Origin of the sequence: Methyloversatilis discipulorum, from assembly GCF_000385375.1 — a bacterium.
Taxonomy (GTDB): domain Bacteria; phylum Pseudomonadota; class Gammaproteobacteria; order Burkholderiales; family Rhodocyclaceae; genus Methyloversatilis; species Methyloversatilis discipulorum_A.
Window position 1 is genome coordinate 3,079,501 of sequence record NZ_ARVV01000001.1, and the last position, 13,682, is coordinate 3,093,182.

Annotated in this window: 14 protein-coding genes; 3 read left to right on the forward strand and 11 right to left on the reverse strand. The window is 65.8% G+C overall.

Translation table 11 applies throughout. The annotated features are described in order from the left end of the window. Positions 1 to 2: 2 nt before the first annotated feature. From METRZ18153_RS0114430 to METRZ18153_RS0114450, 5 genes are all read right to left on the reverse strand, one after another. The gene (locus METRZ18153_RS0114430) at positions 3 to 719 is read right to left on the reverse strand and encodes a transglycosylase SLT domain-containing protein (protein WP_020165392.1); all 717 of its coding nucleotides are present in this window, start codon (positions 717 to 719) and stop codon (positions 3 to 5) included. Positions 720 to 1,121: 402 nt separating this feature from the next. Next, positions 1,122 to 1,709, reverse strand: a complete 588-nt coding sequence (locus tag METRZ18153_RS0114435) for a hypothetical protein (RefSeq protein ID WP_020165393.1) — start codon at positions 1,707 to 1,709, stop codon at positions 1,122 to 1,124. A gap of 900 nt (positions 1,710 to 2,609) precedes the next feature. Further along, a complete protein-coding gene (locus METRZ18153_RS0114440) occupies positions 2,610 to 4,694 on the reverse strand; it encodes an ATP-dependent helicase (protein ID WP_020165394.1) in 2,085 nt (694 codons plus the stop codon). A 59-nt stretch (positions 4,695 to 4,753) separates the two neighbouring features. Then, positions 4,754 to 5,959 (reverse strand): MFS transporter, encoded by a 1,206-nt coding sequence (locus METRZ18153_RS0114445; RefSeq protein ID WP_029143792.1) that lies wholly within the window; start codon positions 5,957 to 5,959, stop codon positions 4,754 to 4,756. 61 nt (positions 5,960 to 6,020) lie between these two features. After that, entirely contained in the window at positions 6,021 to 6,458 is a 438-nt protein-coding gene (locus METRZ18153_RS0114450) for a RidA family protein (protein WP_232416053.1), read from the reverse strand. A 74-nt stretch (positions 6,459 to 6,532) separates the two neighbouring features. Between METRZ18153_RS0114450 and soxR the strand changes: the two genes are divergently transcribed. The 3 genes from soxR (at position 6,533) to METRZ18153_RS0114465 (ending at position 8,381) form a co-directional block, all read left to right on the forward strand. Beyond that, positions 6,533 to 7,000: a redox-sensitive transcriptional activator SoxR gene (gene soxR / locus METRZ18153_RS0114455; protein WP_020165397.1), complete on the forward strand. Its 468-nt coding sequence runs from the start codon at positions 6,533 to 6,535 to the stop codon at positions 6,998 to 7,000. Between the two features lie 185 nt (positions 7,001 to 7,185). Beyond that, positions 7,186 to 7,836: an OmpA family protein gene (locus METRZ18153_RS0114460; RefSeq protein WP_020165398.1), complete on the forward strand. Its 651-nt coding sequence runs from the start codon at positions 7,186 to 7,188 to the stop codon at positions 7,834 to 7,836. Between the two features lie 65 nt (positions 7,837 to 7,901). Next, positions 7,902 to 8,381, forward strand: coding sequence for an LEA/WHy family protein (locus METRZ18153_RS0114465; protein WP_020165399.1), 480 nt, complete (start codon positions 7,902 to 7,904; stop codon positions 8,379 to 8,381). Positions 8,382 to 8,408: 27 nt separating this feature from the next. On the opposite strand, the gene METRZ18153_RS0114470 is transcribed toward METRZ18153_RS0114465, so the two are convergent. From METRZ18153_RS0114470 to METRZ18153_RS0114495, 6 genes are all read right to left on the reverse strand, one after another. Continuing rightward, positions 8,409 to 8,774, reverse strand: a complete 366-nt coding sequence (locus METRZ18153_RS0114470) for a bleomycin resistance protein (RefSeq protein ID WP_020165400.1) — start codon at positions 8,772 to 8,774, stop codon at positions 8,409 to 8,411. A gap of 46 nt (positions 8,775 to 8,820) precedes the next feature. After that, positions 8,821 to 9,105 (reverse strand): hypothetical protein, encoded by a 285-nt coding sequence (locus METRZ18153_RS0114475; protein ID WP_020165401.1) that lies wholly within the window; start codon positions 9,103 to 9,105, stop codon positions 8,821 to 8,823. Between the two features lie 144 nt (positions 9,106 to 9,249). Beyond that, positions 9,250 to 11,022: a PHA/PHB synthase family protein gene (locus tag METRZ18153_RS0114480; protein WP_020165402.1), complete on the reverse strand. Its 1,773-nt coding sequence runs from the start codon at positions 11,020 to 11,022 to the stop codon at positions 9,250 to 9,252. 32 nt (positions 11,023 to 11,054) lie between these two features. Further along, positions 11,055 to 12,065: an alpha/beta fold hydrolase gene (locus tag METRZ18153_RS0114485; protein ID WP_232416054.1), complete on the reverse strand. Its 1,011-nt coding sequence runs from the start codon at positions 12,063 to 12,065 to the stop codon at positions 11,055 to 11,057. An 89-nt stretch (positions 12,066 to 12,154) separates the two neighbouring features. Further along, on the reverse strand, positions 12,155 to 12,412 hold the full coding sequence (locus METRZ18153_RS0114490; protein ID WP_020165404.1) for a MoaD/ThiS family protein: 258 nt from the start codon (positions 12,410 to 12,412) through the stop codon (positions 12,155 to 12,157). Then, complete coding sequence (locus METRZ18153_RS0114495) at positions 12,409 to 13,548, reverse strand: WD40/YVTN/BNR-like repeat-containing protein (protein WP_020165405.1); 1,140 nt, start codon at positions 13,546 to 13,548, stop codon at positions 12,409 to 12,411. The genes METRZ18153_RS0114490 and METRZ18153_RS0114495 overlap by 4 nt, the downstream gene beginning before the upstream one ends. Positions 13,549 to 13,682 lie beyond the last annotated feature (134 nt).

Here is a 13,682-nt window from a genome sequence, read left to right on the forward strand (position 1 = left end):
CGTCAGAGCGCCACTTCCGCCGTCTGCAGACGCGGACCGAAAGTCGCGGAAAGACGTCGGTATTCCGCCAGCACCTTGTTCGAATAGACCTGATCGGGATCCTCGATCGATCCGACATAGCGCTGCAGACCGCCCTCGACCGAGCCGGACAGGCGAATGTATTCACGCAGCACCTGTGCACCGACGAAGATGCTGGTTGTCGGGTCGAGCAGCGACGCATCGGGTCCGAACAGCGCCAGCTTTTCCGGATGATATTTCGGGATGACCTGGGTCAGCCCCTGCGCACCCCAGGCGCTCTCCGCCGTCGGGTTGAAGGCGGACTCGACCGAAATCAGCGCGATCAGCAACAGCGGATCGAGCTTGTAGCGGGATGCGGCGGCATAGACGTCGGTCACGTACTGCTCGACCGCGGCACGCGCTACACGGTGACGACGCGACACATGGTCGGCGACCGTCTTCTGCTGCGCGGTCAGTTCGACACCCGAGCCGGTGGCCGGCAGATCGGGCATCTGCAGATCGGTGTCTGCCGAAACCTGTTGCGCGCTGCCGAGCAACGAGAACTCGGGCAGTGAGGGCAGCATGCGCGGCGTCAGACCCGCTTCGGCCACACGCAGTACGACGAACACACTGACCATGAGACCGACGGCGAGCAGACCACCGTGCGCAAAGTGCAGCACTACTGCTGCGGTGCCCTTGAGGACGGAGAAAACCTTGTTCATGCAGCACTCCTTTCGCGCGTTCCGACGGACATCGCAGAAGCGATGGACGCAGCACGCCTGAGGAGCCCGTGCTAACGGGCTGTTGCCGTGCCTCGCAGCGTGGCGAAGCGTACGGAAAAGCTTGAATCGCGGCGTTCGCGGACCGCAGTGGCGGTCGGAACATTCTGGAAACCCGGACGGACAGGGCTAAGGCCCGGGTCAAACTGAAACTGCTGGTGGCGACGTATCTGTTACGTGTGCCGGAGGGAGCGATCAAGCAACGACGCGCGCATCTTCCTGATTTACAAGGGACAGGTCAAGTAAAGCTTCGTAACACCGGATCAGGATGGGCTCCTCGTCAAAGAAAAAAGCGGCATGGAGACAACGATCTCCATGCCGCTTTCGATGACGCAGGACGCGCGATCAGGACGGACGCGAACCCGTCGGGAAGGGCCATGCAGCAGCCGGATTCAGCGACGACTTGATACCCGGCGTGGCAGCCGTCGACGGCGTTGCCGGCGCCGGAGCAGCGGGCGCTTCCGACTTTGCGGCAGCGGCCGGCGCGGTTTCCGGTGCCTTGGTAACCGCCTTGGTCACTGCAGGTGCCGCCACCTTCTTCGCAGCAGGCTTGGCAGCCGGCTTTGCGGCAGGCTTGGCAGCCGGCTTCGCAGCGGCCTTCGCCGGTGCAGCCTTCTTCGCTGCCGGCTTTGCAGCAGCCTTCGCCGGTGCAGCCTTCTTCGCGGCCGGCTTTGCAGCAGCCTTGGCCGGTGCAGCCTTCTTCGCTGCCGGCTTTGCAGCGGCCTTCGCCGGTGCAGCCTTCTTCGCTGCCGGCTTTGCAGCGGCCTTCGCCGGTGCAGCCTTCTTCGCCGCCGGCTTTGCAGCAGCCTTCGCCGGTGCAGCCTTCTTCGCTACGGGCTTGGCAGCGGCCTTGGCCGGTGCGGCTTTCTTCGCAGCAGGTTTCGCCGGGGCACTCGCCTTCTTCGCCCCCTTCTTAGCTTCAGCTTCAGCCATGACTTCTCTCCTCTCGGATAACAGGATTGGACAGCACCTCAGCCCCTCCGGTGGCGGAAGGTCTGTTCGAGACGACGCACCGATGTGCGCCCGGTCAGGAACACCGCACGACATGCGCGGGCGACCTGCTCCCACGCACACCTCCGGGTCAACGACCCGAACGACACACGGGCGACGCATGCCGCCCGGATGCCGGATTCACACTCGCAAGCCATCGATGGACGCTTACGACATTCAACAGGACTAATGAAGGCTCGCTCGCCCCATACCGTGACATCCGTCGCTGTCGGCTGGCCTGACCGCCGACAGCACACGCGAGCATTCGAAACAGGGAGAGGTCGTACCGGCCATCAATGTGCCGACCACTCCGGAATGATGGATGCACTGACCCGCAGAGCGCCGACGGCGACTCGCGAGGTCGAGTGGATTCCATGCGCGCAGCGTGTCGCGACGCATGAGAAACGAAGACGATTTTTCGGGGGAAAGGACTTCCGACGCGCCGACGAAATCGGCAGCAGAGGTGAGGCTTGAAGATGACGTCGCAACGGACTGATTCATGGGCCGAAAGTATTGCACAACCATGAGCCGTTAAAGCAACAAACAACACAAAAGTCCAGAAATATTTTCAGCCTCAGCGCCGCGCAACTTATTGTTTTGGAATATTTTATTCAGCAACGAAACAACACCGAGCGCGCTGAAACCGTTGTACGACGCCACTTTCTGAACAATGACACCTGCACGAAAAGACGTCCACATCGTCAGCTGGCTCGAGGTCGGAGTGTTGCGCCGCGCAAACACCTTCTTACGCGTCAACGGCACCCGTAGTGTCCGATCCCGGGCCCGCTACTAGATGCAGTGTGCCGTGCGCGACACTGCGAACCGCCGAAAAACTTCGATCCGTCACTGCCACATCGCACGCATCTTCGCGGCGATATCGACCCGCGCTTCCGCCACCGTCATCGCCGGCACGCCGTCCATATCGACGCGTGGCCAGCTCGTCTGTTCGAACAGCGGGAGCAGTCGATTCGGAACGAAGCGGGTGCGCCCTGCGTAGACGTGACGATCACCGGTCGACGCCTGACCGGTGATGTAAAAGCGCTGCGGCACCACCAGCTCGAGCTGCTCCTTCGCACGCGTCATCGCAACGTAGAGCAGGCGTCTTTCCTCCTCGATCTCGGCCTGGCTGCCGGTCGACATTTCCGACGGAATGCCGCCGTCGACCGCGTTGAGCACCGACACCGCGTTCCACTCGCGCCCCTTGGCGGAGTGGATGGTCGACAGGATGAGGTAGTCCTCGTCGAGCAGCGGCGCGCCCGGCTCGTCGCTGGTCACTTCGGGAGGGTCCAGCGTGAGCTCGGTAAGGAAGCGCTCGCGACTCGGATAGGTCGACGCCAGCCGTGCGAGTTGCTGGATGTCCGCAGCGCGCACGACGGCATCCTCGTACAGACGATCCATCTGCGCTTCGTACCAGCGCGCCACCTGTTCGGCACTGGCCGGCCATTCGGCGCGCTCGGCACCGGCCGCTTCGACCAGCGCACTGAACTCGGACCAGCAGGCGCGCACGCCCTCGGGCACCGGCTGTTCGGCAAGCAGCGCGGCACCCGGCGGCGCAGCCTGGATGTTGTCGAGGATGCGTGCCGCAGTCTTCGGACCGATGCCGGCCAGCAACTGGATCGCGCGGAATCCGGCAACGCGGTCGCGCAGGTTCTGCGCCCAGCGCAGCACCGACAGCAGATCCTTCACGTGCGCCGCTTCGAGAAACTTCAGGCCGCCGAACTTCACGAAGGGAATGTTCCGCCGTGTCAGTTCGATCTCCAGCCGCATGCTGTGGCTGGAGGTGCGGAACAGCACCGCCTGCGACTTCAGCTTCATGCCGCCTTCGCGCCGCGCGAGTATCTGCGTGACGACGAACTCCGCCTGAGCAGCGTCGTCGCGCACCGATACCAGCAGCGGCTTCTGCGTGCCGCTGCGCGCACTCCACAACTGCTTGACGAAACGCTCGTCGGCTTCGCCGATCACCGCATTTGCCGCGTCGAGCAGCGGCGGTGTTGAGCGGTAGTTCTGCTCCAGCGTGATGCGCCGCGCCGGCGGATCGAACTGGTGCGGGAAGTCGAGGATGTTGCGTACCGTGGCACCACGGAAACTGTAGATGGACTGCGCGTCGTCACCGACCACGGTCAGGCCGCGGCCGTCGGGTTTGATCGACAGCAGGATGCTCGACTGCAGGCGGTTGGTGTCCTGGTACTCGTCGACCAGCACATGCGCGAAGCGCGCGCCGAGTTCGCGCGCGATGACCGGCTCGGCCGCCATCTGCGCCCAGTACAGCAGCAGGTCGTCGTAGTCGAGCACCTGCTGCGCCTGCTTGGCCTCGACATAGGCGCGGAACAGCGTTTTCAGATCGGCCTCCCACTCGGCACACCAGGGGAAGGACGACTGCAGCACATCGGCCAGCGGCGACTGCGTGTTCACCGCCGCCGAATAGATCGCCAGGCAGGTACCCTTCAACGGAAAGCGCTTGGCCTTGCTGGATAGGCCGATGTCGTGCCGCACCAGATTCATCAGATCGGCAGAGTCTTCGCGATCGTGGATGGTGAACGCCGGATCGAGCCCGATGCGTCCGGCGTACTCGCGCAGCAGCCGCGCACCGACACCGTGAAAGGTGCCCGACCACGGGAAGCCGGCACTGGCCAGCGTGGCGAAACGCGGCGACACCTGCGCGACGATGCGCTGCACCCGGCGCGTCATTTCGTCGGCCGCGCGTCGCGAGAAGGTGAGCAGCATGACGGACTCCGGCTGCGCGCCATTGACCAGCAGATGGGCAACGCGATGCGCCAGCGTATTCGTCTTGCCTGTGCCGGCGCCGGCGATCACCAGCAGCGGTCCGGCAAGAGCGTCGGGCGCAACGCCGAAGGTGGCGGCTTCGCGTTGCGCGTCGTTCAGGGAGGAGAGGTAATCGGGGCGACTGACGGTGCTGGATTCGGACACGGCGGAACACTTTCGATAGCTGTATCCATATACAGTACATCAAACAAAGCGGCGGCCGGTCAGCCTCGCCGCGCGAGGCGCCTGTCGTGCGCGAGCGCGACGGCAGTGAGCAGGCCGAGCCCGCCACCGACCGCGCAGGTGGCCGGCCAGCCGCCGTGTTGCCAGGCGAATGAGCCGAGGGCCGAGCCGCTTGCGGCACCGGCGAAATAGCAGGTCATGTACACCGCGTTGAGTCGCGCCCGTGCCTCCGGTGCGAGCCGGAACACGATGTGCTGGTTGCTGATGTGCACGCCCTGCAGCGCCATGTCGATCACGACGAAACCGCCGAGGAAGCAAGCCAGGCTGTCCGCACCCCACAGCAGTGCCACCCAGCTCGCGATCAGCAGCAGCACCGCGATCGCGCTTGCACGCATTGCGCCACCACGATCCGCTGCGCGGCCGACGACGTTGGCCATCAGCGCGCCGGCCGCCCCAGCCAGTCCGACCAGGCCGATGGAAACCTCGTCCATGCCGTGCCCCGGTCCGGCCAGCAACAGCGCCATCGTCGAGAACAGCACGCTGACCGAGGCGAAGGACAGCGCCCCGAGCAACGCACGACTGCGCAGACGCGGCAGGCTGCGGAACAGTGTGCCGAGCGATGCCAGCGTCTGCAGGTAAGGCCGCGGCGACGGATTGCGCGATTGCGGCAGCACCCTCCACAGCAGCAAGGCAACGACGAGCATGGCGAAGCCGGCGACCCGGTACACGGTCGACCAGCCGCCGAGCGGCGCGAGCAATCCGGCCACGCTGCGCGCCGCGAGGATGCCGGTCAGCAGACCGCTCATGACGACACCGACCGCCTGCCCCCTGCGCTGCGGTTCGGCCAGCGTCGCCGCCATCGGCACCAGTATCTGCGCCGCCACCGAGAACAGGCCGGCCACCGCGATGCCCGTCGACAGCAGCGAAAGCGAATCGGCGAAGCCGCTGATGAACTGGCCCAGTGCAGCCAGCAGCATGAGTCCCACCGCCAGTGCCCGCCGCTCGAGCATGTCGCCCAGCGGCACGAGCAGCAGCAGTCCGCAGGCGTAGGCGACCTGTGCGATGGTCACGGTGAATGCCACCGATGCCTCGTTCGCGTGCAGGTCGCGCGCGATGGCCGGCAGCAAAGGCTGGTTGAAGTAGTTGCCGCCGGCACACAGGCCCGCGGCCACGGCCATCAGCAGCAGTACCGGCGTCGACAAGGTGTCGCGTGCTGCGGACTGCGAAGAAGCGCTCGATCGATGCATGGAATCCTGGATCCGGAAGGTGTAGTCGTCCGCCGCGCGGCGGTGCAGGTCGATGGGCAGCTCAGCCGTGGATGACCGCCGTCGCATCGATCTCGAACAGCATGCCGTCGAGCGCCAGCCGCGGCACCGGCATCAGCGTGCAGGCGGGCGGAGGCGCCGCGCCCCACATCGCACGCAGTGCCTGCACGAACACGCCCAGCCGCTCCTGCGTGTGATCGACCACCAGCACCGTGAGCTTGACCACGTCCGAAGGCTTCGCCTGCGCCGCCTCCAGCGCGGTGGCGAGGTTGTGCAGTGCCTGCGCAACCTGCTGCGCGAAGTCGGGCGACAGTTCGCCGCGCGCGTTCTCGCCGCCCTGCCCTGCAATATATATATGGCGCGCCGGTGCTTCGGCGATCACCAGGTGCGAGTAGCCATTGGCCGTCGCGTCGTAAAGGCCTTGCGGCTGGATGAAGCGGGTGCGTCGGCCGTTCGGGGCGGCGGTGGAAGGCAAGGACATGGTGTGCTCCATTCGATGGAAGGACGCGTAGCATCAGACCTCAAGCAAGGTTGAGGTCAACCCCCGGAGATCGAATGTCAGAACTCGCCAAAGGCAACAAGTCCGTTACGGTCAGCCTGTCGGTCGGTGAAGTCGCCGCACGCAGCGGCGTCGCCGTATCGGCACTGCACTTCTATGAAAGCCGCGGGCTGATACACAGCACGCGCAACGCCGGCAACCAGCGGCGCTATCCGCGTTCGGTGCTGCGCCGCGTCGCGGTGATCAAGGTGGCGCAGCGCATGGGCATTCCGCTGGCCGCGATTGCTGAAGCACTGCAGGCATTGCCGAACCGGCGCACGCCCACCGTTGCCGACTGGCGCCGCCTGTCGGCGCGCTGGCAGCAGGAGCTGGACGCACGCATCCGCACGCTCACGCAGTTGCGCGACCGGCTCGACGGCTGCATCGGCTGCGGTTGCCTGTCGCTGAAGGCCTGCCCGCTGCGCAACGCGCAGGACACACTGGCCGGCGAAGGCGCAGGACCGCATTTCGACGAAGGACGCTGAAGCGCGACCCGACGTCGGCGCGTGCGTACATCGGGCGTACGCGTTGTCTGACAGGAGTACATCGGGGAATCGCCGAGACTTCAAAGGTGCCGCTGCGACATAAGGCGTCAGCAATGCGCCGCGCAGCGCGCACGAACAACTCGGCGCCGCATCGGACGCGGCCCGCATACCGGAGAGCACACATCATGAAAAAGACACTCATCCTGCTGACCGCCGGCGCCCTCGTCGCCACCGGCTGCGCCAACATGACCGAAACGCAGAAGCGAACCACGATAGGCACCGGCGTGGGTGCCGCAGCGGGCGCGGCACTGGGCAGCGCGGTCGGCGGCAGCGGCGGCGCTACGCGCAGCGGCGCGCTGATCGGCGCCGCGGTCGGCGGCATCGGCACCTATATCTGGTCGCAGAAGATGGAAGAACAGAAGCGGGCGATGGAACAGGCCACCGCCGGCACCGGCGTCGACGTGGTGCAGACCGCCGACAACCAGCTGAAGCTCGAAATCCCGAGCGACATTTCATTCGACGTCGGCCGCGCCGACATCAAACCGAACTTCCGGCCGGTGCTCGACCGCTTCGCGCAGACGCTGAACGCGAATCCGACCACCACGGTGCGCATCATCGGTCACACCGACAGCACCGGCAGTGACGCGGTGAACGATCCGCTGTCGGTCAATCGCGCCGCCAGCGCACGCAACTATCTGGCCGACCGCGGCGTAGCGTCGTCGCGTATCGTGATCGACGGCCGCGGCTCGCACGAACCGCTGGCCGACAACGGCAGCGAAGCCGGCCGAGCCAAGAACCGGCGCGTCGAGATCTTCGTCGGCGAACCGGGCAAGTAAGTCCCGACCGATGAAGGAAGGCCGGGCGGCACCCGCTGCCCGGCCCGACGACTACAGAGGTGACCATGTACCGGAATGCCACACGTCTGCTCCTCGTCCTGTGTGCCCTGCTCGCGCTGTCCGGCTGTGCCGGCCTGAGCACGCGCGACCCGGTGCGCGTCAATCTGGTCGGGCTGGAACCGCTGCAGGGCGAGGGATTCGAATTGCGCTTCGCACTGAAGCTGCGGGTGCAGAACCCGAACGACCATCCGATCGACTACGACGGCCTGGCGCTGCAACTCGATGTGAACGACCGTACCTTCGCCACCGGTGTCAGCGACGTGCGCGGCAGCGTGCCGCGTTTCGGCGAGGCGGTGGTGAGCGTGCCGGTCACCGTGTCGGCCCTGTCGGCCTTCCGTCAGGCGTTGGAACTGAGCAGCAGCGCCGACCTCGACCGCCTGCCCTACACGCTGAGCGGCAAGCTCGGCGGTGGTCCTTTCGGCGTGCAGCGCTTCAGCGAAAGAGGCACGCTCAGCCTTCCGGCTGCGACCGGCGGAAGTCAGTAATTCGGCGCCCGCGCCGCGATCGCCACGTCAGGTCGCGGTGCGCTCGTGGAAGGTGATCAGATTGCCGTCGCCATCGAGCACGGCAAACTCGCGCGTGCCCCAGGCGGTGTCGTGCAGCGGTGCATTCGGATGGACGATGCCCTGCCGCGTGCAGTGCGCGAACAGTGCATCCACGCCCTCGACGGCGATGCGGCAGCCGGTCGCTTCGGCGATGCGTCGGTCGCTGCAGGCCCAGAAATGGATGTGAACCCCGCCCAGCGCCACGATGCCGTAGACGCCCTGCTCCACATGCACCGCCGTCGCGCCCAGGCGCTGCACGTAGAAATCGACGGACTGCCGGATGTCGAGCGACGCCAGCACCGGCGTCGCCGCGACGAAGCGGATATCGCTCATCGGCAGGTCCGCCGTCGCAGCGCCCGGCTGAGCGGACGCTGCACGCTCAGCGCTTCTGTCCGAAGTAGAAGCCGATCACCAGCGTAAGCAGTGGAGGAACGATCTGCTGGCAGGCTTCGAACAGCTTCTGCGCGCGATCTGCGCTGCCGGCATCGGCCCAGTAGTACATCGCCATCGCGAGCATGAATACCAGCGCCAGCGCGGTCAGCACGACGGAACCGAAGTAGAGGTGACGGCTTTCCTGATCCTTGCCGTTGAGACGCGCGATCAGCGCCATCATGACGATCACGATGAACAATTCGCCTGCCGCAAAAAGCAGAACGTTATCCATGGAGCCTCCGTTGAGCGTGGCCAGGCTGGGCGAGATGACCATGTCCGCTATTGTTGTTGATCGGATGGCCGGCATCATCACACGGCGACGACATGGATTTCAATCTGCATCTGCACAAGTCCTGCCGGCGCGGCAGCAATCGGCTCAGCGCTCCATCACGTAGCCGCCCGGCGCCGGTGCCAGTTCCGGAAAATCGGCGGTGGCTGCCGGACGTGCCTTCACCAGCTTGCCGGCACGCGGCTTGAGCCAGGCCATCCAGTCTTCCCACCAGCTGCCGGGCTGCGCGTCGTTGTGCGCCAGCCAGCCCTCGGCACGGTCGGCGCGATGCACCTCGGCCGCGCGGAAGCTGCGCTTGGGCGGCGTCACGACCGGATTGACGATGCCCAGGATGTGGCCCGAACTGGACAGCACGAAGCGCTTTTCGCCCGCCAGATGCCGGTGGATGCGGAAGGCCTGCTGCCACGGCGCGATGTGGTCGTCCTCGGCTGCCACCGCATACAGCGGCTGGGTGATGCAATGCAGATCGAGCGGCTCGCCGGCCACGGTCAGCGCGTCCGGCTTGATCAGCTTGTTGTGCAGGTAAAGCTCGCGCAGATACCAGCCGTGCATGGCCTGCGGCATGCGCGTGGCGTCCATGTTCCAGTACAGCACGTCGAAGGGCGGCGGCGTTTCGCCATACAGCCAGCCATTGACGACGTAGTTCCAGATCAGGCTGTTGGACCGCAGCAGGCGGAAGGAGGCGGCCATTTCCTTGCCGTCGAGATAGCCCTTCTGCGCCATCGCGTCGCACAGCGAACGCACGCTGGATTCGTCGATGAATACCTCGATCTCGCCCGGCGCGCGGAAGTCGATCAGCGTGGTGAGCAGCGTCCAGTCGGCGACCGGAACCTCGTCCGGCGCGAAGCGGCGGTTGGCCCAGGCCATGTACATCGCCAGCGCGGTACCGCCGATGCAGTAGCCCACCGCGTGCACCTTCGGCGCGCCGGTCAGCGCGCGCGCGGTCTCTACCGCGGCATGTACGCCTTCGAGCAGGTAGTCGTCGAAGGTGACGTCACGCATCGAGGCATCGGGGTTCTTCCAGCTGGTGATGAACACGTCCAGCCCCTGGTCGAGCAGGTAGCGGATCATGCTTTTCTTCGGCGCCAGATCGAGCACGTAGAACTTGTTGATCCACGGCGTCACGATCACCACCGGTTGCGTGTGCACCTTCGCCTGCGTCGGCGCGTAATGGATCAGTTCGAGCAGACGGTTGCGCATGACCACCGCGCCCGGCGTGGTCGCCAGGTTCTCGCCGACCTTGAAGTCATCCGGGTCGGTCATGCGCACGTCGCCGGCCTTCAGGTCGTCGAGGAAGTTGCGGAAACCGCGCACCAGACTCTCGCCGTGCGTTTCCATCGCCTTGCGCAGCGCCACCGGATTGGTGAACAGATAGTTGGTCGGCGCCACCGCGTTGAGCCAGTTGCGCCACCAGAACGCCGCACGCTCGCGGTCCTTTTCCGACATGCCCGGCGTGTCGTACAGCATGTCCTGGGTGTGCCGGGTGAAGGCCAGATACCACTCCTTCATCAGGTCGAAGGTAGGCAGGTCGGTCCACGCCGGATCGGCGAAGCGCGCGTCGCCCTCGGTGACCGGAATCGGATCAGTGTCGGGCAGACCAAACAGCCGGTTCAGCGTGTGCTGCTGCAGCCGCCACAGATCGGACGACAGGCTGACCAGCCGGTCACTCAGTTCCTTGGGATGCGCTGCCCACGCCAGCTGCGCGTGCACGATGGGCGCGGTCATGCCGAAGGGGTCGGTCGAACGGGCGATGCCGTCGAGCAGTTCGTGAAAGGTCTGGTGCCACAGTTCGACCGGCCCGGCCGTGGTGGCCCCGTTTTCGGCGTCGTTCTCGTACGGGCTGCGGGAGGTGTGGTTCATGGTGCGGACTCCTGATGACATCGACCTCGCGGTCACTGTACGCCGATCGCCTGGTCGAATAACTTGCTGAACGCCTCGAAATTCTCGATGTGCGGCATATGGCCCAGGCCCGGCAGTTCGAACAGCACAGCGCCCGGAATCAACGCCGCCGCCGTCCGGCCCAGCCGGTCGTAGCGCCCCAGTTCGTACTCGACGCCAGGACGCATCCAGTTGCGGCCCGGTCCGGTACGGTCACGCGTGCCGATGATCAGACTGACCGGCACCGACAGATCCCCGAACTCTGTCACAACAGGCTGGGTGAAGATCATGTCGTAGGTCAAGGCATTGACCCATGCGACCTGATTCCTGTCCGGTCCCTGCATCTGGCCGATCATGAAACGGGTGAGCGCCGCGTAGCGCGCGTTCCACTGACCGTCGTAATAGTTGTCGCGCTGATACTTCGCGATGCTGTCGGCCGTCTGCTTCTGTTCGACGCCGTAAAAGAAGTCGGTGTCCTTGTGCTCGACATACTTCAGATAGTTCTCCAGCCCGATCGGATTCACCAGCACCAGGCGCTGCACCGCCTGCGGGTACATCAGCGCGAAACGGCTGGCCAGCATGCCGCCCATCGAATGGCCGACGACGATGGAGCGCTCGATGCCGAGCGAGGCCATCAACGCGCGGGTGTGGCGCGCCAGCGTCGGAAAGGAATACTGGTACTGGACCGGTTTGGACGACTTGCCAAAACCGATCTGGTCCGGAATGAGCACGCCGTAGCCCAGCTTCTGCAGATGACGCGCGGTGCCCGCCCAGTAATCGGCGTTGAAGTTCTTGCCATGCAGCAAGGTGACCACCGGCTTGCCGGCTTCGCCCGGAAGATGGATGTAGGCCATTTCGAGCGATTGCCCCTGCGACGACAGCGGGAAGAACTTCACGTCGAAGGCATAGGCATAGCCGCCGAGCCGTGCGTCGTAAGACAGCGTCGACACGTCTTCGGCGCGAGCCGGGGGAGAAAGCGGCAACAGCGCCGCGAACGCGAGGGCGCACAGTCTGGGCAGGAACACTGGATTCTCCGAAGTGGCACACCCCCGGTCGACGCGAGGTCGCCGCCGGGGTTCCGGAGCAGTGTAGGCGAGTCGCTTGACGCCGGCGTTCAGCCGCCGCTGAGTGCCTGCACGATGACCAGTTCACCGGCGGCATCGGCCGCCTGTGCCAGATCGCGCACCTGCTGTCCGTCGACGAAGAAGCGGATGTGGCGGCGTATCCGCCCCTGTTCGTCGATCATGCGGAAGGCGATGCCCGGATACTGCAGGTCGAGCGCGGCCACCACGTCGGCCAGCGTGGCGCCGTCGGCTTCGGCGTGCGCACTTTCGGTGTAGGAACGCAGCGCACTCGGTATCAGCACCTTCATGTGCACGGCCGCTCCGCCACCTCGACGGCGTAGATGTCGGGCAGGTGGCGCGCAATGCAGTGCCAGTGTGCGCCCTCGTCGCTGCTCGCCCACAGTTCGCCGCTGGTGGTGCCGAAGTAGAGTCCGACCGAGGGCTGAGCATCTGCCGTCATCGCCTGCCGCTTCACCGTCCACCAGGCCTGTTCAGCCGGCAGGCCGGCGTCCTGACGCTGCCATTGCTCACCACCATCGCGGGTGACGAATACCGCCGGCTTCCCGCCCGGGCTGGTGCGCGGCCACACGGCGGTGCCGTCCATCGGGAACACCCAGGCGGTGTCCGGATCGCGCGGATGCACCACCATCGGGAAACCGATATCGCCGACCTCGGCCGGCATGCCACCGCCGATGCGCCGCCAGCGCGTGGCCGGCCGGTCGAGCCGGTAGATGCCGCAGTGGTTCTGCTGGTAGAGCCGGTCCGGGTTGGCCGGGCACAGGCGGATGCAGTGCGGGTCGTGAAAGGTCGGCTGCGTCACGTCGAAACCCTCCACCACTTCGAGACCCTCGATCAGCGGCGCGAAGCTGCGACCGGCGTCGAAGGACTCGTGCACGCCGCCGCCCGACATCGCCATATACATATGCATCGGGTCGCGCGGGTCGACGATGATCGAGTGCAGCTTGGGACCGTCCGGCGTACCGTCCTGCGCCGTACCCATCCACTCCAGATATCGCGGGTCGTCGTTGATCGATGAGCACGGCGCCCACGTATCGCCGCCATCGTCGGAGCGGAACAGGCCCTGCGGACTGGTGCCGGCGTACCAGACGCCGGGCTGGCTGGGGTGCCCCGGCGTGAGCCAGAAGGTGTGATCGACACTGCGGCCCACGCCGCCATCGACCTTCGCGAAGGCCGGCGGCCGCGCGGCCTCGCTCCATGTCTGGCCGAAGTCGGTCGAGCGGAACATGGTCGGCCCGAGGTGGCCGGTCTTGGCTGCCGCCAGCAGCGTGCGGCCGTCACGCGGATCGAGTACCAGGTGGCTGATGATGTGACCGAGAAAATGCGGGCCATCGACCCGCCAGGTCTTGCGTTCGGCGTCGCCGTGATAGAGCCAGGCGCCCTTGCGGGTGGCGACCAGCAGGGTAACCGCAGATGGGGATGACATGGGCTTTCCTCCTTGTTCCGTGAGGGGCCGCGGCGCAGCACTGTGCCGCGGGACTACCCGGTCGACGAAGCACGCACCGGCATTTCGACATCGCAGCTCGTCATCGTTGCAGCTTTCGCGCCCCGGTCGCAAGA